This is a genomic window from Haliscomenobacter sp., from assembly GCF_041740695.1.
In the GTDB taxonomy this organism is placed as follows: domain Bacteria; phylum Bacteroidota; class Bacteroidia; order Chitinophagales; family Saprospiraceae; genus Haliscomenobacter.
In genome coordinates this window covers 1-17,762 of record NZ_JBGSLK010000039.1, presented here as the reverse complement: position 1 = coordinate 17,762, position 17,762 = coordinate 1, and the positions used below count along the sequence as shown (strand labels likewise).

13 protein-coding genes and 1 pseudogene are annotated in these 17,762 nt (G+C 46.3%); 9 read left to right on the top strand and 5 right to left on the bottom strand.

Going from position 1 to position 17,762, the window contains the following annotated elements; translation table 11 throughout:
- Positions 1 to 33: 33 nt before the first annotated feature.
- Together ACEW9O_RS08485 and ACEW9O_RS08480 are read left to right on the top strand one after the other, a co-directional pair.
- On the top strand, positions 34 to 2,370 hold the full coding sequence (locus ACEW9O_RS08485) for a glycosyl hydrolase family 28 protein (RefSeq protein ID WP_373549717.1): 2,337 nt from the start codon (positions 34 to 36) through the stop codon (positions 2,368 to 2,370).
- 183 nt (positions 2,371 to 2,553) lie between these two features.
- The gene (locus ACEW9O_RS08480; RefSeq protein ID WP_373549716.1) at positions 2,554 to 3,633 is read left to right on the top strand and encodes a dienelactone hydrolase family protein; all 1,080 of its coding nucleotides are present in this window, start codon (positions 2,554 to 2,556) and stop codon (positions 3,631 to 3,633) included.
- 3 nt (positions 3,634 to 3,636) lie between these two features.
- Here ACEW9O_RS08480 and ACEW9O_RS08475 read toward each other — a convergent pair whose 3' ends face one another.
- A complete protein-coding gene (locus ACEW9O_RS08475) occupies positions 3,637 to 4,608 on the bottom strand; it encodes an Rpn family recombination-promoting nuclease/putative transposase (RefSeq protein WP_373549715.1) in 972 nt (323 codons plus the stop codon).
- A gap of 233 nt (positions 4,609 to 4,841) precedes the next feature.
- Between ACEW9O_RS08475 and ACEW9O_RS08470 the strand changes: the two genes are divergently transcribed.
- Positions 4,842 to 5,897 carry a hypothetical protein gene (locus ACEW9O_RS08470; protein ID WP_373549714.1) on the top strand — a complete coding sequence of 352 codons (1,056 nt, stop codon included), beginning with the start codon at positions 4,842 to 4,844 and terminating at the stop codon, positions 5,895 to 5,897.
- Positions 5,898 to 5,927: 30 nt separating this feature from the next.
- Positions 5,928 to 6,584: a hypothetical protein gene (locus tag ACEW9O_RS08465; protein WP_373549713.1), complete on the top strand. Its 657-nt coding sequence runs from the start codon at positions 5,928 to 5,930 to the stop codon at positions 6,582 to 6,584.
- A gap of 36 nt (positions 6,585 to 6,620) precedes the next feature.
- Here the strand turns inward: ACEW9O_RS08465 and ACEW9O_RS08460 are convergent, their stop codons facing one another.
- Both ACEW9O_RS08460 and ACEW9O_RS08455 read right to left on the bottom strand, forming a co-directional pair.
- Complete coding sequence (locus ACEW9O_RS08460) at positions 6,621 to 7,871, bottom strand: class I SAM-dependent RNA methyltransferase (protein ID WP_373549712.1); 1,251 nt, start codon at positions 7,869 to 7,871, stop codon at positions 6,621 to 6,623.
- A 136-nt stretch (positions 7,872 to 8,007) separates the two neighbouring features.
- Positions 8,008 to 9,642 (bottom strand): acyl-CoA carboxylase subunit beta, encoded by a 1,635-nt coding sequence (locus tag ACEW9O_RS08455; protein WP_373549711.1) that lies wholly within the window; start codon positions 9,640 to 9,642, stop codon positions 8,008 to 8,010.
- Between the two features lie 324 nt (positions 9,643 to 9,966).
- On the opposite strand from ACEW9O_RS08455, the gene ACEW9O_RS08450 reads away from it, so the two are divergent.
- The 4 genes from ACEW9O_RS08450 to ACEW9O_RS08435 all read left to right on the top strand — a co-directional run bounded on the left by ACEW9O_RS08450 (position 9,967) and on the right by ACEW9O_RS08435 (position 14,634).
- Positions 9,967 to 11,946 (top strand): tetratricopeptide repeat protein, encoded by a 1,980-nt coding sequence (locus ACEW9O_RS08450; RefSeq protein ID WP_373549710.1) that lies wholly within the window; start codon positions 9,967 to 9,969, stop codon positions 11,944 to 11,946.
- A complete protein-coding gene (locus ACEW9O_RS08445) occupies positions 11,930 to 12,568 on the top strand; it encodes a response regulator (protein WP_373549709.1) in 639 nt (212 codons plus the stop codon). Before ACEW9O_RS08450 ends, ACEW9O_RS08445 begins: the two co-directional genes overlap by 17 nt.
- A 256-nt stretch (positions 12,569 to 12,824) precedes the next feature.
- A complete protein-coding gene (locus ACEW9O_RS08440; protein WP_373549708.1) occupies positions 12,825 to 13,721 on the top strand; it encodes a c-type cytochrome in 897 nt (298 codons plus the stop codon).
- A gap of 100 nt (positions 13,722 to 13,821) precedes the next feature.
- Positions 13,822 to 14,634, top strand: coding sequence for a hypothetical protein (locus ACEW9O_RS08435; RefSeq protein WP_373549707.1), 813 nt, complete (start codon positions 13,822 to 13,824; stop codon positions 14,632 to 14,634).
- Between the two features lie 56 nt (positions 14,635 to 14,690).
- On the opposite strand, the gene ACEW9O_RS08430 is transcribed toward ACEW9O_RS08435, so the two are convergent.
- The gene (locus tag ACEW9O_RS08430; protein WP_373549706.1) at positions 14,691 to 15,845 is read right to left on the bottom strand and encodes a glycerate kinase; all 1,155 of its coding nucleotides are present in this window, start codon (positions 15,843 to 15,845) and stop codon (positions 14,691 to 14,693) included.
- A 104-nt stretch (positions 15,846 to 15,949) separates the two neighbouring features.
- Positions 15,950 to 16,588, bottom strand: a complete 639-nt coding sequence (locus ACEW9O_RS08425; protein WP_373549705.1) for a MarR family winged helix-turn-helix transcriptional regulator — start codon at positions 16,586 to 16,588, stop codon at positions 15,950 to 15,952.
- A 316-nt stretch (positions 16,589 to 16,904) separates the two neighbouring features.
- On the opposite strand from ACEW9O_RS08425, the pseudogene ACEW9O_RS08420 reads away from it, so the two are divergent.
- Positions 16,905 to 17,762, top strand: a pseudogene (locus ACEW9O_RS08420) (hypothetical protein); the annotation flags it as partial.

Here is a 17,762-nt window from a genome sequence, read left to right as displayed (position 1 = left end):
CATAACTTATAACTCCATAAAAAGTCCTGCACCATGAAAAATATCCTCCTCCTTTTTCTCTGCCTTTCTTTCCTCGCTTTTCATTCCGGCGAAGACAAAACCCGCATCTTCCTCATCGGCGACTCCACCATGGCCAATAAACTCCCTACAGATGCGCCCGAAACGGGCTGGGGGATGGTGCTGCCTCAATACTTTTCGGAAGCCGTTGAGGTACAAAATCACGCCGTAAATGGCCGTAGCACCAAAAGTTTCCGCACCGAAGGCCGTTGGGGAAAAGTGCTGGAACAAATGCGCCCAGGCGATTGGGTGCTGATCCAATTTGGACACAACGACCAAAAAAATACCGACTCCACCCGTTATGCCGCTCCCCAAACCGATTACCGCAAAAACCTCAGTCGCTATGTGGAAGAGGCCAGGGCCAAAGGAGGCAAGCCCATCTTACTGACCCCCATTATGCGCCGCAAATTTGATGAAAAAGGCCAGTTTGTGGACACCCACGGTGAATATCCCCAAGTGGTAAAGGAAGTAGCCAAAGCACTACGGGTTCCACTGATCGACATGCATGCCCAAAGCCGCATTGTGATTGAAAAAATGGGTGTGGAAGGCTCCAAACGGCTGTTTATGCATTTGCCTGGTAAGATGTATCCCAAGTTTCCGGAGGGCAAAATTGACGACACTCATTTTTCGCAATATGGTGCCAGTGTGATGGCCAGTCTGGCCGCAGCAGGCATTCAAGAAATTGGCAATCCGCTACTGGGTTTGCTCAAAACGACCCGTTTTGCCGATAAACTGGAATTCGAATTACCCAAAATAGCCCCTACCGTTTTCCGTAAGGATACCTTCAACATCCAGCGTTATGGCGCAAAATCCGATGGCATCAGCCTCAACACCGCCGCCATCAATCAGGCGATTGCCCTGGCCAACGAAGCCGGGGGTGGGGTAGTGGTGGTTCCTAACGGGTTTTGGCTCACTGGCCCCATTGTGCTCAAAAGCAATGTCAATTTGCACATTGCGAAGGGCGCTTTATTACAATTCAGCAACAAACGGGAAGATTATCCCCTGGTACAAACCACCTGGGAAGGCCAAGACGCCATCCGTTGTCAAGCCCCGATTTCTGCGGTGGATGCCCAAAACATTGCCATCACAGGTGAAGGCATGGTGGATGGTGCCGGACAGGTGTGGCGGCAGGTCAAAAAAGAAAAACTCACCGAGGCGCAATGGAAAAAACTCATCGCTTCTGGTGGGGTGTTGGATGAAGAAAAACGCACCTGGTATCCTTCGCAAAATTCCCTCAATGGGGTGAAAATCCAAAAGCCGGGCATCCTTTCGGCCGGATTTAACCTCAATAATTGTAATGAGTTCAAGGACTTTCTCCGCCCCAATATGGTCTCCCTTTCCCGTTGTACGCAAGTGTTGCTGGAAGGTATCACTTTCCAGAATTCGCCAGCCTGGACGATTCACCCTTTGCTTTGTGAACACATCACCTTGCGCAACGTGACTGTACGCAACCCCTGGTATGGCCAAAACAACGACGCTCTGGATCTGGAATCCTGCCGCAATGGCCTGGTGGAAGGCTGTTCTTTCGACACTGGCGACGACGGCATTTGTATCAAATCGGGTCGCGATGCCGAAGGCCGCAAACGGGGCGTACCCACCGAAAACATAATCGTGCGCAATTGCACCGTTTTTCACGGACACGGTGGATTTGTCATAGGTTCGGAAATGTCGGGTGGGGTGCGCAATTTATTCGTTTCGGATTGTAATTTCCTCGGCACCGATGTTGGTTTGCGCTTCAAAACCGCCCGTGGTCGGGGCGGCATCGTGGAAAACATCTATGTGAGCGACATCAACATGACCAATATCCCTGGCGAAGCCATCCTCTTCGACATGTACTACATGGCCAAAGATCCGGTAGCCCTGAATGGCGAAAAAAATGTGTTGCCCGAAATGAAGGCGGAACCCTTGGATGAAGGCACGCCTCAATTCCGCAATTTTCACATCAAAAACATTGTTTGTCAAGGCGCTGCAACGGGTATCCTCATCCGCGGCCTCCCTGAAATGCCCATCCGCAACATTAGCATTGAAAACGCCAACCTGAGTTGTACCGAGGGCCTGGTGTGTGTGGAAGCAGAAAACATTCAACTCAAAAACATTGGATTGTTCACGCAGGAAAAACGTTTGATGCAAGTGCAAAACAGCAAACAGGTAACCCTGGATGGCATCCGCTACCAAGGGCCAATGGACTTGTTGCTGCACATCAGCGGGCAGCGCTCGGCGGAGGTGCGTTTGTTGAACACCGATTTGAAGCAGGCGAAGAAAGAGGTGGAATTGGCTACAGAGGTGTCTGCTAAGGTTTACAATCGGAAGTAAGGTCAAAGCAAACTATGTCTAAGGTGATTTCTAAGGTGCCTGTGGTTTCTTAGGTGGTGAAGAAAAAACGTGCTCTTCGCGCTTGCGCCCAAGAGTTTTTATTTGAACCACCTAAGAAACCACAGGCACCTTAGAAATCACCTTAGACAGGACTTGGTCAATTCAAAAAATCAACTCATTGTTATGCGAAAAATAGCCTGCACCTTATTTGTAGCCTTTAGTTTTTTGTTCATTCTTAAAGGTTTAGCCCAGAGCAGCACTCCATATCAGGACGTCTCATTCCAATATCCCCAATTCCCCCTGCCCAACTCCGCCAAAGCCTGGGAAAAAGGCCGCAAAGCCGTGCGCCAAACCATTCAATCCTGTTTCGGCGCCCTTCCCGCTCGCCCAAAAATTCAAGCTAAAATCCTGCGCACTGAAAAACGTGCAGGCTACAGCATCGAATACTTTGAATTTTTCAACGGCATTGACGCCACTGTACCCGGTATCCTGCTGATCCCCGATCAACGCGCACCCAAAGCCCCCGGCATCCTTTACCACCACTACCATGGCGGCGATTACGCCCACGGCAAAGACGAACTCTTCAAACTGAACTGGGTCAATGACAGCGGCCCCGGTGAAGGCTTGGTGAAACAAGGTTATGTCGTACTGGCGATAGACTCCTACGCATTCGGAGAACGCTCGGGCAAAGGCCCCAATGGCCCCGAAGAAAAAGGCAAAAATGAAGAACTCACCTGGGCCCGGATCAATTTGCTCAAAGGCCGCAGTTTCTGGGGTAGTATGGTGCGCGACGACCAAATGGCCCTGGATTACCTCTGTGCTCGTCCCGAAGTAGATCCGGCCCGGATCGGTGCAGTGGGCATGAGCATGGGCTGCTTGCGCTCTTATTGGCTGGCTGCCGTAGATGACCGCGTGAAGGCAACCGTAGCTGTGGCTTGTATTGTGCGCAATCAAGAACTGATCAAGCTGGGGCGGATGGGTTCACACGGCATCTACTATTACGTGCAAGACTTGCTGCGGCATTTTGACAATGAGGCAGTATTGGCTTGTATTGCGCCACGTGCCCTGCTCACCATGTCGGGCAAAAGTGACCGGATGGCACCGCTGGAAGGAGTCAATTACATCAATGGTTTTTTGGAAAAAGTGTATGCTTTGTATGGAAAAACTGGACAGTTCAAACACCTGGAATATGATGGCGTAGGGCATGAGTATACACCGGAGATGTGGAAGGAGACGCTGGTGTTTTTTGGGGCGAAGTTGTGAATGCTAAGGCACAAATTTGGTTTGGTAGGCCTTGATTTGCTGTTCCGCTTCTTCCATAGATTGCCCATTAGCTTGTAGCAACGCAAGGATGATCTCAAAGACTTGTTCCTTGGGGAGGTCCACCAAGATGGCAATCTTCTCCAATGAAAACTCCTGTAACTCCCAGAGTTTTTTAGTAAACTCATACTTTTCAGTGGCAATACCTTGCTCAATACCTTGTTCAATACCCTGCTGCTTAACATCCTCCAAAATAGCTTCACGAAGTCCCATTGGAATAGTTGAATTGGTGATGGTCATTAAATCTTGTTCAAAATTAGTACTTATTTCTGAATTTGTAAAGGGTACAAAGTAGCGAATAAAATCGATGATCAAGCTGATTTTTTCGCGGGAAATACTGCGGGACTTGAGTCGCCGGATCAGGTCGATTTTCATCTCTCTTAGGCTCTGGTCATCTTTTGGCTTATCCAGATGTTGCCAAGCTGCTTCCATTACTGCAGCAAAAGGATTTGGATTCTTGGCTAATTCTGCTGGCAAATGGTCGCGCAATACGTAGGTGTTGAACGAATAAACAATTTGAGAACCTAGAAAAGACTCCTGGAATTGGGAGTAATGATACGTTCGATCCCAATCTGTGTAAATAGCCAATCCTGTTACTGGACGCTGGTATTTGTCGCGAATGCGGTATATACACTCGTACATGCGTAGTGCAAACAGGGGGTCTTGGTACCCTTGTACTTCTACATGAATCAAAAACCATACTTCCTCACCATTTTTGAACCAAACTTTAATGAGTTTGTCAGCATGCCGCTTTTGGCCTGGACTATTTGGGATCAGTTTTTGTAATTCGGTATCCAAAAAATCGAAACCCCGCGAAAAATCAATGATTTTCACTAAATCTGGAAAGAAGTAGGCAATGAAATCGTCAATCAGATTTTCGATAATGCCTTTCCACAAGGCGTCTTTGGAAATTTTCATGAAGTGGGAATTAGTTCTACAAAGATAATAAAAGTTTTAAAATAAATAAAATAAATCAAAAAATATTAAATTTAATTTTTGATACAATCGTGAAGCAGGACATATTAGTTTGAAAGAGACGGCTAAAAGAAATAGAATAAAATTACCAGATGAGCAATTTTTTAGAAAGTTAACGATGGATGTAACCTTTTGGAAAAGTATTCGTACATACCTTGTATTAAAAATATACCATCATGAAAACTACATTTAGACTTTACAATAGGTTACACTCAAGTATTTTTGATTTGATAGATGGTAATAGTGAAACGCAACAAACTAAAGGCTTAGCCTTGGTACTAAGCAAGTCTAAAGAAGCGCTGAAAGCCTTCTTTAAGTTAAGAGCAATAAAACTTAAAGTGGGGGAAATAGAATGGGCGATTGTCGACGAGACACTTATCAATGCAGAGTTGATTTCAACTACAGGGAAACAATTCAGAGCTGATATTGTCATTCGTCTGTATGCTAGGGGAAAGCCCTATAAAATGATCATGATTGAAGCAAAGAGCCTTAACAAAAATACTTCAGTTGAGGCTGCTTCAGCGCAAATCGAGAACTACCTGCAACCCAATACCTTTAAAGAAGTTGGAGCATTTAACGCTGAAAATATTTATGGGTTTACCCTTACCAAATATCCCACTTATGTTGCAGCTAGGCAAATTGGCGCGATTGTTTGGAATGATGTAATCAAGCTTTTCTACCATATGGATAAAAGCGAAAACGAATTGCTAAACGACTATTTTCAATTCATCACTAAAATTAATGGAGCCATGTATTTTTACGAAAAAGAAGTATTTTCAATTCCTACGGCGGATTGGTCAAATGAAGCAATCAATAACTTTCACGTTTATGAATGCCCCAACTCAGGGCGTTATCAAATCAAACAAAAGCCACTATATCTTACATTTAGAAAAAGTGGTGGTGGGGAGATGGAAAAATTATATAAAATTGAAGAAATCATCATCCTTAATTTTAGCAAAGATTATCAGACTTTCCTTGAAGATGATAGGTATTCTGAAACTACCAGACAACGCGTGCGCAACTATGTGGATTATATGCAACAGAATAACAATTGGGGTGAAGTTTTACCTGATGATGAAAAACAGGTACTGGTTTTGTCAGAACAAACCATTCTGTTACCTCATAAACCAAAACCTAGGGTTAACAACTCTTTTCGCGCTTATTACAAGTTGTCAGACTTGCTGAATTGGGAAAAGAAAATATTGGACCAAAACCCTCAAGAAGAGGCTTAAATATCTAGATTTATAGAAAACCAAACTTCAATGAGAAACACAATTACCTGGTTGAATGCGTACAAGGATGCTATTTTGGATAATCTCAATCCCGAAAGTATCACCGTATACCAGTTCATCCAACACCGGGCTCAAGACAAAAACAATGACCTGACCCAAGACCTACTTTTTCAATTTGTTTACCGTAGTTATTACCGACTAGACAATGCTGGTTTGACGGATGACTTTAAAGTGCGGTATTTTAAATTGATGCAAGATCGTCGGGAAGATTTTAAACTTGATTTTGAGAAAACCCTCGTTGATCTGCAAAAATTCAAAACCAGAAAGGGATATGAAAGCATCCAGTTTTCCTTTACCACTAAAATGTTCAGCACCCTTAATCCAGTATACCCGGTTTATGATCGCGAGGTGGCCAAGATGTTTGATTATCATTCAATCCCGCAAGGCGATGCCACAGCAAAAATAAAAGCCTATTTGTTGCGCTATGAGGTGATTTTGAAAGGATATGAGCAAATTCTGCGGGAGAATCTGCTAAATGACCTACTTTCCGCTTTCGATCAAAAATATCCAGGATATCAATTAAGTGATACCAAACGCCTTGATTTTATTTTTTGGTCAGCAGGAAAGATAAAGACCCAACTACTGAAAAAGGCTGAAAATCAGCAGACTTCAATGGCCGAAACGTAATTGTGAATTGGTCTGCAAACCAGTGCAGCTTCCACCCTACCAATCATCATCCCCGCTTACTTTTTCATTTTTAACCTCTGCCTGATCCGCTTTGATCGGCCCGCTTTCATCTTTCATCTCTCTTCTTTCATCTTTCATCTCTCCTCTTTCCTCCCTCACCTTCTTACTCCCCGCGTACAAATCATACTTCAAAAACTTGCACTCCAACTTCCCATTAAACAGCGGAATCCGCCGGGAAGGGCGCAAGCCCACCGTTTTTACCGCTTCCAGATTGGAAGTGATGATCCAGGCGGAATGGCCTGCCCAGTTCTTTTTGAATGTGTCGCCGATACCTTTGTAAAAATCTTGTACGTTTTCCAGTTCCAAGCGTTCATCGTAGGGAGGGTTCATCATCAGGATGCCACTTTCGGAGCGGGGCAGGACGTTTTCAAAACGTTCGCGAGTGACCTGGACTTTGCCTTCCATGCCCGCTTTTTCGAGGTTGTACCCTACGCTGTTGACCGCTTTAAAATCGATGTCGGAGGCGTAAATGTTGTGCTGGAAAACAACTTGGCCAAGGACGGCCTCTTCTCTTACTTTTTCCCACAGTTTTTTATCGAAATTCTCCCAACGCATGAAGCCAAAATTCTGGCGATTGATTTGGGGCGCAATGTTATACGCAAGCATGGCCGCCTCGATGGGCAAGGTGCCCGAGCCACACATGGGGTCGGTAAAATCGCTGTCGCATTGCCAGCCGCTGAGCAGGATCATCCCGGCCGCCAGTACCTCGTTGATGGGGGCTTCCACACTGTCGACCCGGTAGCCGCGTTTGTGCAGGGATTCGCCACTACTATCCAGGGCGAGTGTTACATCCTGGTCGCCAACGTGGAGGTTGAGCCGCAGGGTGGGGAATTCGGTATTGACATCCGGGCGTTTGCCGTATTTTTTGCGAAACTGATCAACAATTGCATCCTTCACGCGCAATGCCGCAAACTTGGAGTGGCGGATGACTTCGGAAGTGGTCACTGCATCCACCGCCAGGGTATCGTCCACACTCATGTATTCCGACCAGTCGATTTTGCCGATCTTATGGTACAAGTCGTCCTCGTTGCGCACCTTGAACTCGCTGATGGGCACCAAAATGCGCAATGCCGTACGCAACTCTAGGTTGGCGCGGTACAAGATTTCCATGTCCCCTTCAAAAAAAACGGCACGTTTGCCTGGGTGAGCGTTTTCGGCACCCAGGCTTTTGAGTTCTTCTACGAGCACGGGCTCGAGGCCGGCGAGCGTTTTGGCGATGAATTTCATTGGTATAAGTTGAGAAGTTGAGGAAGGTTTAGGGAGGTTTAGGGAGGTTTAGGCTACCGCAGCGACTTAGACAATGACTATGTCCGCGCCTCTGCGGTAGCCTAAACCTCCCTAAACCTTCTCAACCTCCCTCAACCTAACTTTGTATTACTCCCACATTAAACTTCTCCACTTGCGCATTATTCGCCGCCTCAATGCCCATTGAAACGACCTTGCGGGTTTCGAGCGGGTTGATGATGGCGTCCACCCAAAGGCGGGCGGCTGCGTAGTAGGGTGAAGTTTGTTGGTCGTATTTGTCTTTGATTTCGTTGAACATCCGTTGTTCCGTTTCAGGATCCAGTTCTTCCCCTTTGGATTTGAGGGAAGCGACCTGAATTTGCATCAGGGTTTTGGCTGCTTGAGAACCACCCATCACGGCAATTTTGGCGGTAGGCCAGGCCACAATGATGCGGGGATCGTAAGCTTTGCCACACATGGCGTAATTGCCTGCACCGTAGGAATTTCCCATCACGATACTGAACTTGGGCACCGTGGAATTGGCCACGGCATTTACCATTTTAGCCCCATCTTTAATGATGCCTCCGTGCTCAGAGCGTGAACCTACCATAAAGCCCGTCACATCGTGCATGAAGACCAAAGGTATCTTTTTCTGGTTGCAATTGAGGATAAAGCGGGTGGCTTTGTCGGCAGAGTCGGAGTAAATCACGCCGCCGAATTGCATTTCACCCTTGGCATTGCGCACCACCTCGCGGTGGTTAGCCACGATGCCGACCGCCCAGCCATCGATGCGCGCATAGGCACAAATGATGGTTTTGCCGTATTGTTCCTTGTACTGCGTGAGTTTGGAATCGTCAACCAGGCATTTGAGTAGCTCCACCGTAGAATAAGGCTTAGAAGAATCATTGGGGATAATGCGCAGCATTTCTGACTCCACAACTGCGGGCGGAGCAGGTGCTATCCGATCAAAACCTGCCTTCGAAAAATGCCCCATTTTGTCCACCAAATCCTTGATGGTATCCAGGCAAACCTGGTCATTGGGCACCTTATAATCGGTCACCCCGGAAATCTCACTATGGGTACTCGCGCCTCCCAGGGTTTCTTTGTCCACATCTTCGCCAATGGCCGCTTTAACCAGATAAGGCCCGGCCAAAAAGATGGACCCCGTACCCTCCACAATCAGCGCCTCGTCCGACATGATGGGCAAATACGCGCCACCAGCCACACAACTGCCCATGATGGCCGCAATTTGCGGAATGCCCATACTCGACATCTTGGCGTTGTTGCGGAAGATGCGGCCAAAATGTTCTTTATCGGGAAAAATTTCGTCTTGCATGGGCAGAAAAACCCCGGCGCTGTCTACTAAATAGATGATCGGCAGGCGGTTTTCCATGGCGATTTCCTGAGCGCGCAGGTTCTTTTTGCCCGTGATCGGAAACCAGGCACCCGCCTTTACCGTGGCATCATTGGCCACAATCATACACTGGCGGCCACGAACATACCCAATGCCCACCACTACACCACCAGCCGGACATCCGCCTTCATCGGGGTACATTTCATAACCCGCAAAAGCGCCAATTTCCAGAAAGGGGGAGTCTGCGTCGATGAGGTAGTTGACCCGCTCGCGTACACTCATTTTGCCTTGGGCATGCTGCTGGGCGATGCGTTTTTCTCCGCCGCCGAGTTTGATTTTCTCCAAACGGTGCTGCAAACGGGCCAATTGCAGCTTCATGTTGTCTTCGTTCAGGTTCTGGTCGATCTCTTTTTTGGTCATACGTAGCTGGTTATGGCTTGCGTGGCGCAAAGGGGCGATAAAAAAATAAGTTTTCATTTTGCAAAAGGATTAGCGCAAGTAAACGGTTCATTTCAAGTGTCTTCGCTAATTCTTTGGCCCAGAGAAAATGAAAACTCATTTTTTGCCCCACTACAAAGGTAGTTTTTATTCCATAAATCCTGGAATTAGGAAATGGTTCAAAACAAACGCTTGTTCCAGGATAATTGGGTTTAAAATTCAATTTTTTGTACATTAGAGGCAAGAAGGAAATACACAAAACCAATGCTCTATTCCCATCTTCCCTTACCATAAAAACGGGATAAGATGAAAAAAATACCGTTGACCCTGTTTTTGGCTATCTGCTGGACCCTCTGCATCGCTCAGAGCCCTTTGGCAGATAGTCTGCGCCGAGAATTCAACCGGTCCAAAGACCCAATCCAACAAATCGAGTTGTACTACGCGCTGGCCGGTGAAGTACAAATGCAGGACCTGGACCTTTCTTTGGCTTATGCCGATACTTTGGAAAAAATGGCTAAAGCGGCAAAATCCCTTTTGGGAGAAGCCAAAGCCTTACACATCCGTGGCAAAGCTTTTCAGGATAAAGGGGACAAAGCAGCGGCTATTAGTACGCTTTTACAGCAACTCGAAATCGGAAAAAAAATAAAAGACCAAGGTACTCAGGCAGATGCTTACAATGGACTTGGCGGAACCTACCAGGATTTTTTCCAAAATGATTCAGCACAATACTACCTGCTGCTGGGTGCCAAACTCCGGGAAAAAATGGGCGATTTGGAAAATGCGGCTTCCGCTTACAGCAATCTTGGCAATGTTTATTCAGATTCCGAATTGCACGATAAAGCCATTGAGTATTTGGAAAAAGCATTGGAGATACGACTCAAAACGGGCGATGAGCGCCGCACCGTTTTTACCTACAATAATCTTGCTGTGGCCCACGGTGCCAAAAAAGACTATGAAAAATCGCTGGACTACTTCTACAAAGGCATCGCCATGGCGATTAAAAACGACAACAAATTTGTAGCGGGAGTTATGCTTGGAGGAGTCTGCCATTTGCTTCATGAGACGGGCAAGGACCAGGAAGCAATTCCCAAATGTGAACAATCCATTCAATATTTACAAGAAGCTAAGCGGGAGACCAATTTGGTGTTTCCATATGTCAATCTCGCCGCAGTATACAATTCATTAGGGCAAGCTTCTAAAGGTCTATCTTATGCATTTAAAGGATATGATCTTATGCAGAAATTTCAGTTGATGGATCCCCTTGCTGTTTATTACGAGGAGATTGCCCATTCCTATGAATTATTAGGTCAGCCCCAAAAAGCACTTTTTTGGTTCAAAAAATTCCAGGCCCTGGATGACTCTTTATTCACGGTTGAAAACACCAAGGTGCTTGCCGACATGGAAGCGAAGTACCAAACCCAAAAAAAGGAAACCGAAATTGCCCAACAGCAACTCCGACTCGAAAAACAGGAAAACCAATTGTTCCAGCAACAAACCTGGATTTGGGGACTTGGTTTTGGGTTTTTGGCTTTTGCTTTATTGGGTTGGTTGTTTTGGAACCGCTTCCGTTTGCGCAAAAAGGTGGAACTGGATGCGGCCATCATCCAGGAACAAAAATTGGGACTTAGTGCAGTGATCGAAGCACAGGAATCTGAACGCAAACGCATTGCCAAAGACTTACACGATGGCATTGCCCAGGAAATGGTCGCTTTGAAATTGGGTTTTTCAGCTTTACAACACAAAATCGCCAGTATTGCCCCTTTGGAGGCCCAGCAGGTAGGCCAATTGGCCGAACAACTAGATGAGTCTTGTACGGAAGTGCGCAATATTTCTCACACCATGCTGCCCCCAATGCTGGAGCAACACGGCCTGGCACCCAGTTTGGAAATGTTGTTGCGCAATACCTTGCAAGGTACTGCCCTGCAATACGAATTTGAAAGCAGTCTGGTGCCCGATCATTTGGATGAAAAAATAGAAATCGGCATTTATCGGGTCGCTCAGGAATTGCTCAATAATGTCATCAAACATGCTCAGGCGCACAAAGTGATGGTCATATTGTACCTAGCGGGCGGTAGTTTGATTTTGAGGATGGAAGATGATGGTCGTGGTTTCGATTTTGAACAAGCCAGGTCTAAAGGCAGTATGGGCATACTCAATATTCTGAGTCGTATAAATACCCTCGGTGGTGTTTTTCAAACAGAATCGGCCCAGCCAAACGGAACCATTTCGGTGATTCGTATCCCGCTCAATGACTCAGTAATCAGTAAACATGGAACCCAATATTAAAGTAATCATTGCCGATGACCATCATTTGGTGCGCAAGGGTTTTGTCGCCATATTGGAACAAATTCCGGGCATTCAGATTTTGGCCGAAGCAGCGAATGGCCGGGAAGTATTAGAGGCTTTTCGCCGCCTGGGACGTGCTGATGTGGTTTTACTGGACTACGAAATGCCCTTGATGAATGGTTTAGAAACACTGATCCAGCTCAAACAGGAGTACTTTGGGGTCAAAGTCATTGTGCTCACCATGCTCAACGAACGCAGCATCATTCAAGCAGCGCTGGAGCATGGAGCGGATGGTTTTTTGTTCAAAAACACCTCCGTTGAAGAACTCTCCTCGGCAATATCCAAAGTGTACAGGGGTGAAAAATACTACGCGGGAGAAGTAGCCCTGAGCCTGGCAAAAGCACCAACTGCAAACAATGATGCAGGGCTAGCTAGCCTGAGCGAACGGGAACTGGATGTACTAAAGTTGGTTGCTCAGGGGTTTTCCAGCACCGAAATAGGCGCTCAACTTTTCATCAGCCCACGCACAGTAGATACCCATCGGAATAACCTGATTCAAAAACTGGAAGTTAAAGGAATCGCTGGATTGGTGCAGTTTGCCATTCGGCACAAGCTTATCTAATTAACGCAGAAAAATTAACTTCCCGATTTTGGGTTTTGAATAGGAAGTCGAACGCTTCATTTCAAGTGAGTTTCCTATTCAAAAGCCTCAAAAAAAATCGGGAAGTAATTTTTTGCGTCATACTAGGTATTAAAATACGCAAATCTACGTAGCGGGTTTACACAATTCTACGCTGTATTTATGGCTGGATTCAAGGGCATCTTTGTGCTGTTCTTCGGAACAAAACATGGATTGTTAACGCCTAGAATCTTTTGCTATGAAAAAAATCTTCAAATGGATCGGCATTGTCCTCGGAGGACTCATTTTGGTATTGACCTGCGCAGTTTTCCTGATGAATGCCACTTATAACCAGCGCCTCAATAGAACCTACAACATTCAAACGGCCAGCATCAAAATCCCTGTGGATTCAATGAATGTGGCCGAAGGCAAAAAATGGGTCAACAACCTTTGTACCCATTGCCACGGGGAACAACTGGAGGGTTCCAAATTTTTCAATGACCCTACTTTTGGAATATTGATTGCACCAAATTTGACTCCGGCAGGAGTGACCAGCAATTATGCCGATGCCGATTGGGTCCGAGCCATTCGGCATGGGGCTGGCAAAAATGGTCGCCCTCTGCTGATCATGCCATCGAACGAATTTCATGCCTTGAGTGAAGAGCACCTTGGCCAAATCATTGCTTACCTGAAAACGGTTCCGGCGGTGGAAAAGGACTGGGAACAATCCCGTTTTACCCCTTTCGCCAAGGTATTGATCCAAATGGGGGCTTTTGGCAAACTGATTCCAGTGGAATACCTGGACCATACCGCCAAATTCAAAAGCACTCCCCCAAGAAAAGACCCCCGAGTATACGGCGCCTATCTGGTACAGGTCAGTGGTTGCAGGGCATGTCATGGCGAGCAACTGAATGGCGCGCCCAATCACGACCCCAATGGCCCAATGGGCCCGAATTTGACCCAAGCTGGGAATTTGCCAAAATGGGGTGAGGCAGGTTTTATACAATCGATTCGCACAGGCACTCGACCCGATGGTACGGTGATGGATCAAAAATTCATGCCCTGGAAGAATATCGCTGCCCAGGATGATGAGGCACTAAAAGCAATATATGCTTATTTGATGGCACAGCCAAAAGTAGAAACGCCGAAAAAATAGAATCTGTAATTATTGATAGAGTAATAGGGTATAAAGCCCTATTCTCTACGATCAACCACAAGACCGCAAAAGCAATTTTATTAAATCAACAGCAAAGCATATGAAAAAGCAAGGCAGACGAAAATTCATTTGGTATTCATTAGGGACTTTAGGGGGTAGTGTTTTAACAGCTTGGATTTTCAGACGGCAACTGCTCAGAAAATTTCTATTTACATTTCCGGACAATCCTAATGTAAAGGTGTCAGCATCGCCTAATGAAAACGAGGTATGTGTACTTACAACCAAACAAGTTGAAGGGCCTTTTTACTTTCCTTCACCTGAAAGGAGTAACATTGTAGAAGACAAAAAAGGCAAGCCACTTCAACTAAAAATGCAAATCATTGATTACCCAAAATGTTTACCAATAAAAAATGCAGTTGTAGAAGTTTGGCAAGCAGATGCAGAGGGTAACTATAGCGGTTATCCTGAGCAAATCAGTAAAGATGAGTGGAAAATGTTCATGCTCTTTGGGGAAAATGGAACCAAAAAGGACAATGGGGAGTACACTGTTTCCCCAGTTGTGGAAAGTAAATATTTAAGAGGACTTCAAAGAACTGATGAAAACGGTTGGGTAACTTTTACCACAATTATTCCTTGTTGGTATATTGGTAGGGTTCCACATATTCATTTCAAAGTGTTTATAAACGATAAGGAGAATATTAACTCCCAACTTTACTTTGAGAAAGAATTTTGCGACCATCTTTTTTCAACTGAAGACCCCTATAAAAAAATGGGGATTTGCCCTATAACTTTTGAAAATGATGGAGTTCTTTCAGCGGTAAATGGAGAACAAAGTGGGTTATTGCTTTCAATTCAAAAAGATGATAACTCACATTGTATGGCAACTTGTAGAATTGGAATCAAAACAATATAGGTAGGTAAAGGGAACTAGAAAATAACCACAAATTTTACGGAAATCGCCGCCGAAGCCTAAGTCAGAGCAGGCTTCGGTGGCGTGAATGCCACCGCTACCCGCATCACCTGCTCGGCCACAAACTCCAAATTCTCCGCCGTACTCGCCAGCGCATCATCAAAAATTTGCACTTTCCGACCAATTGCGAAAGCAGCTTTTAACCCAATCAGGTCCAGAAAGGCCTGATCGGCATCAATGGCGCCACAAAGTGCGATGGTGGGTATTCCAAATTGAGTTGCACGTCCACAAATACCCCGCACCAGTTTTCCACTCAGGGTTTGGCTATCCAAACGACCTTCACCCGTGAAAACCAAATTTGCTCCTTGCAGCGCAGCATCAAAATTGGTCAGGTTCATCACGGCATCAATCCCTGGGTGCAACTCCCCTTTGAGGAAAGCCAAACACGCTGCACCCATACCCCCCGCTGCACCCGCCCCGGGAGGCGAGGCGAAATCCTGGCCAAAGGTTTTTTCCAACAAAGCACCAAAGTGTTGCAGCCCCAAATCCAGCCGCTCTACCATGGCTGCATTGGCCCCTTTTTGAGGGCCGAATACATAGGCAGCACCCATGGGGCCATACAGCGGATTTTTGACATCACACAATACCTCAAAACGGGTTTCTGCCAGTGCAGGATGTACTTGACTTACCTCAATTCTTTCAATCGCGGCCAGTGATTCTCCACGGGGCAGCAATTCCTTGCCTTGAGCGGTATGGAATTCGTAGCCGAGCGCAGCGGCCATCCCCATTCCTGCATCATTGGTCGCACTACCACCCAGTCCCAGCAGAATGTGACGCACCCCACTATTCAGCGCGTGGGCAATCATTTGGCCGGTGCCATAAGTACTGGTGAGCATCGGGTTGCGCTCTTCCTCACTGAGGCGTTGCAGGCCGGAAGCCTGGGCCATTTCAATGAAGGCTTTTTCACCATTGGCCGAAAGGATGTACTGGCAAGCTACGTCTCGCCCGAGGGGGTCATAGGCGTTCATTTGTACGGCACTGCCACCTAGATGGTGGGCAAATACTTCTGCCAGCCCTTCTCCACCATCGGTGAGGGGAAAAATGACCAGTTCAGCATTGGGTTGTACTTTTCTGATCCCGTCGGCAATGGCGTTGCAGACTTGTTGGGCGGGCAGGGCGTCTTTGAAGGAATCGGCGGCGATGACTATTTTCATGGTTGTGGTTAGGTTCCAAGGTTTCTGGGTTCCAAAGTTCCAGGGTTAGGGTTCCAAGGTTTGGTTTAACCCTGGAACCTTCGAACCCTGGAACTCTGGAACTTTCACAAGATATGCCGCTCCACAATCTTCTCCAAATCTTCCCCGTATTCATTGTCCCAGATGGGCTGATGGAACGCCATGAGTTTGCGCAATTTTAGGAGGACCATTTCTTTTTCTTTCGTAGTCAAATTTCCGGCTACCACCCGATGTACGTTTTGCATGTTTTGCATTGCTTGTTCAAACACAGTCCGGCCAGCTGGGGTAATGGAAACGCGACGTGAACGCCCATCTTCAGGGTTGTCGTAGTCTTGTATAAAACCATTGCGCAACAAACGGCGAATCACTTCCATGCCTGGCGAAAACTCCATCATGTTTTTGGCAATGATGTCTGTTTTGCGCAGATCGCCATGGCTCACCAGGGCTGCCAGGAAAGTAAAATCCTGGATTCCTTTTAGTTCAGTATCCTTTAAGGCCGTTTTGATGTAGTGTTTGGCGTGGGAGTTGAGCACCCCAATGTTCATGGCAATGTGCGCATCCACGTCGGAAGCGTAATCATCCCAACGGGTGTGGGGCAATTCTTCCGGGGCTTCCGCAACCCGGGTTTGCAGCCATTCCGCGAAGGTCGACAAATCACTTTTCCCCCTCTCCTGCTCGAATTCCTCCAGCAGTCCAATTACTTGTTTAAGCAGCTCGTACGACATGGTGATAAAATCTTGATTGGAGCAATAACAATTTTTCGAGTTTCTAGTTCAGTGCTTGTTTTGAAAACACAGCAAAAAGCTGTGAAAAAATTATAAAATAAATACACTACCGACAACGCGCCATTCAACAACTGACTAGGGCTGTTATCAGGAACGAGTGAAAAATCATTATTAAGTCCGTGCAGGGACATTCTGAATGATTGACTACCGGTGCGATGTCATTTGCAGGACATCGGCAAATAAGGAGCTAAAAAACGAAAAATAGTAAGGTTAAATTTGAAATGTTATTTTAAAAAATTATCCAAACCAAAATTTCATGAATCATCTACCCATTTTTACCCGCTTATTATTGTTTAGTCTACTGTGCCTGGTGGCAACAACTTTTGCCAAGGCTCAATCATGCCAACGCTATTCTTTCATCTACACTCCCGACAACAATAACGTATGTGTTGGTGATGGAGTGCCAGACGTCCTTCGATTTTTTAGCAATGCAAGAGGACGCTACGTTTATTTGATTACCGATGAAAAAGGACTTATCCTGACGAGTGTAACTACTGGAAACAGCTTTGATTTTGAAAAAGCAGGAGTTGGCATATGCCGAGTATACGGCGTGTCTTTAGGTGCCGAAGATCAATTGAGAGGAGACATTACAGGTAAACCCGCTCGAGGCACTCAATTATCGGATGGCTGTTTTTTTGTTTCCAAAAATTTCATTACAATTTTCCGTTCTGAGGCACCAAATGGAGGCCGGGTACAAATGCCCAATGGCTTGACTATGCGGTATACTTGCCCGGGTGACCGCAAAGCAGATGTAGTACGCTTTGACTCCGTAGGAACCAAAGGTAGTCAATACCGCTACATCATCACGGATGATAAAAACAACATTTTGGCCACACCTGGTGGTGATATGGCTGACTTAGAAGGTGCTGGCGAAGGTATTTGTCGCATTTGGGGTCTTGCTTTTAATGGCAGATTTCTGGCAAAAGTAGGCCAAAATGCGGCGACGGCAGCCTTGGCTTCGGGTTGTTTCGACCTGTCGGACAACTTCATCGAAACGATTCGCTTTAAGCCGAATGGCGGTCGGGTACAAATGCCAAATGGCTTGACCACCCGTTATACTTGTCCTGGCGACGGCAAAGCGGATGTAGTAAGATTTGACTCGGTGGGCGCATCG

Bases quoted from the DNA above. Each gene is read 5' to 3' on its own strand.
- ACEW9O_RS08485 (WP_373549717.1), top strand. From the start codon at position 34: ATGAAAAATATCCTCCTCCTTTTTCTCTGCCTTTCTTTCCTCGCTTTT.
- ACEW9O_RS08480 (WP_373549716.1), top strand. From the start codon at position 2,554: ATGCGAAAAATAGCCTGCACCTTATTTGTAGCCTTTAGTTTTTTGTTC.
- ACEW9O_RS08475 (WP_373549715.1), bottom strand. From the start codon at position 4,608: ATGAAAATTTCCAAAGACGCCTTGTGGAAAGGCATTATCGAAAATCTG.
- ACEW9O_RS08470 (WP_373549714.1), top strand. From the start codon at position 4,842: ATGAAAACTACATTTAGACTTTACAATAGGTTACACTCAAGTATTTTT.
- ACEW9O_RS08465 (WP_373549713.1), top strand. From the start codon at position 5,928: ATGAGAAACACAATTACCTGGTTGAATGCGTACAAGGATGCTATTTTG.
- ACEW9O_RS08460 (WP_373549712.1), bottom strand. From the start codon at position 7,871: ATGAAATTCATCGCCAAAACGCTCGCCGGCCTCGAGCCCGTGCTCGTA.
- ACEW9O_RS08455 (WP_373549711.1), bottom strand. From the start codon at position 9,642: ATGACCAAAAAAGAGATCGACCAGAACCTGAACGAAGACAACATGAAG.
- ACEW9O_RS08450 (WP_373549710.1), top strand. From the start codon at position 9,967: ATGAAAAAAATACCGTTGACCCTGTTTTTGGCTATCTGCTGGACCCTC.
- ACEW9O_RS08445 (WP_373549709.1), top strand. From the start codon at position 11,930: ATGGAACCCAATATTAAAGTAATCATTGCCGATGACCATCATTTGGTG.
- ACEW9O_RS08440 (WP_373549708.1), top strand. From the start codon at position 12,825: ATGAAAAAAATCTTCAAATGGATCGGCATTGTCCTCGGAGGACTCATT.
- ACEW9O_RS08435 (WP_373549707.1), top strand. From the start codon at position 13,822: ATGAAAAAGCAAGGCAGACGAAAATTCATTTGGTATTCATTAGGGACT.
- ACEW9O_RS08430 (WP_373549706.1), bottom strand. From the start codon at position 15,845: ATGAAAATAGTCATCGCCGCCGATTCCTTCAAAGACGCCCTGCCCGCC.
- ACEW9O_RS08425 (WP_373549705.1), bottom strand. From the start codon at position 16,588: ATGTCGTACGAGCTGCTTAAACAAGTAATTGGACTGCTGGAGGAATTC.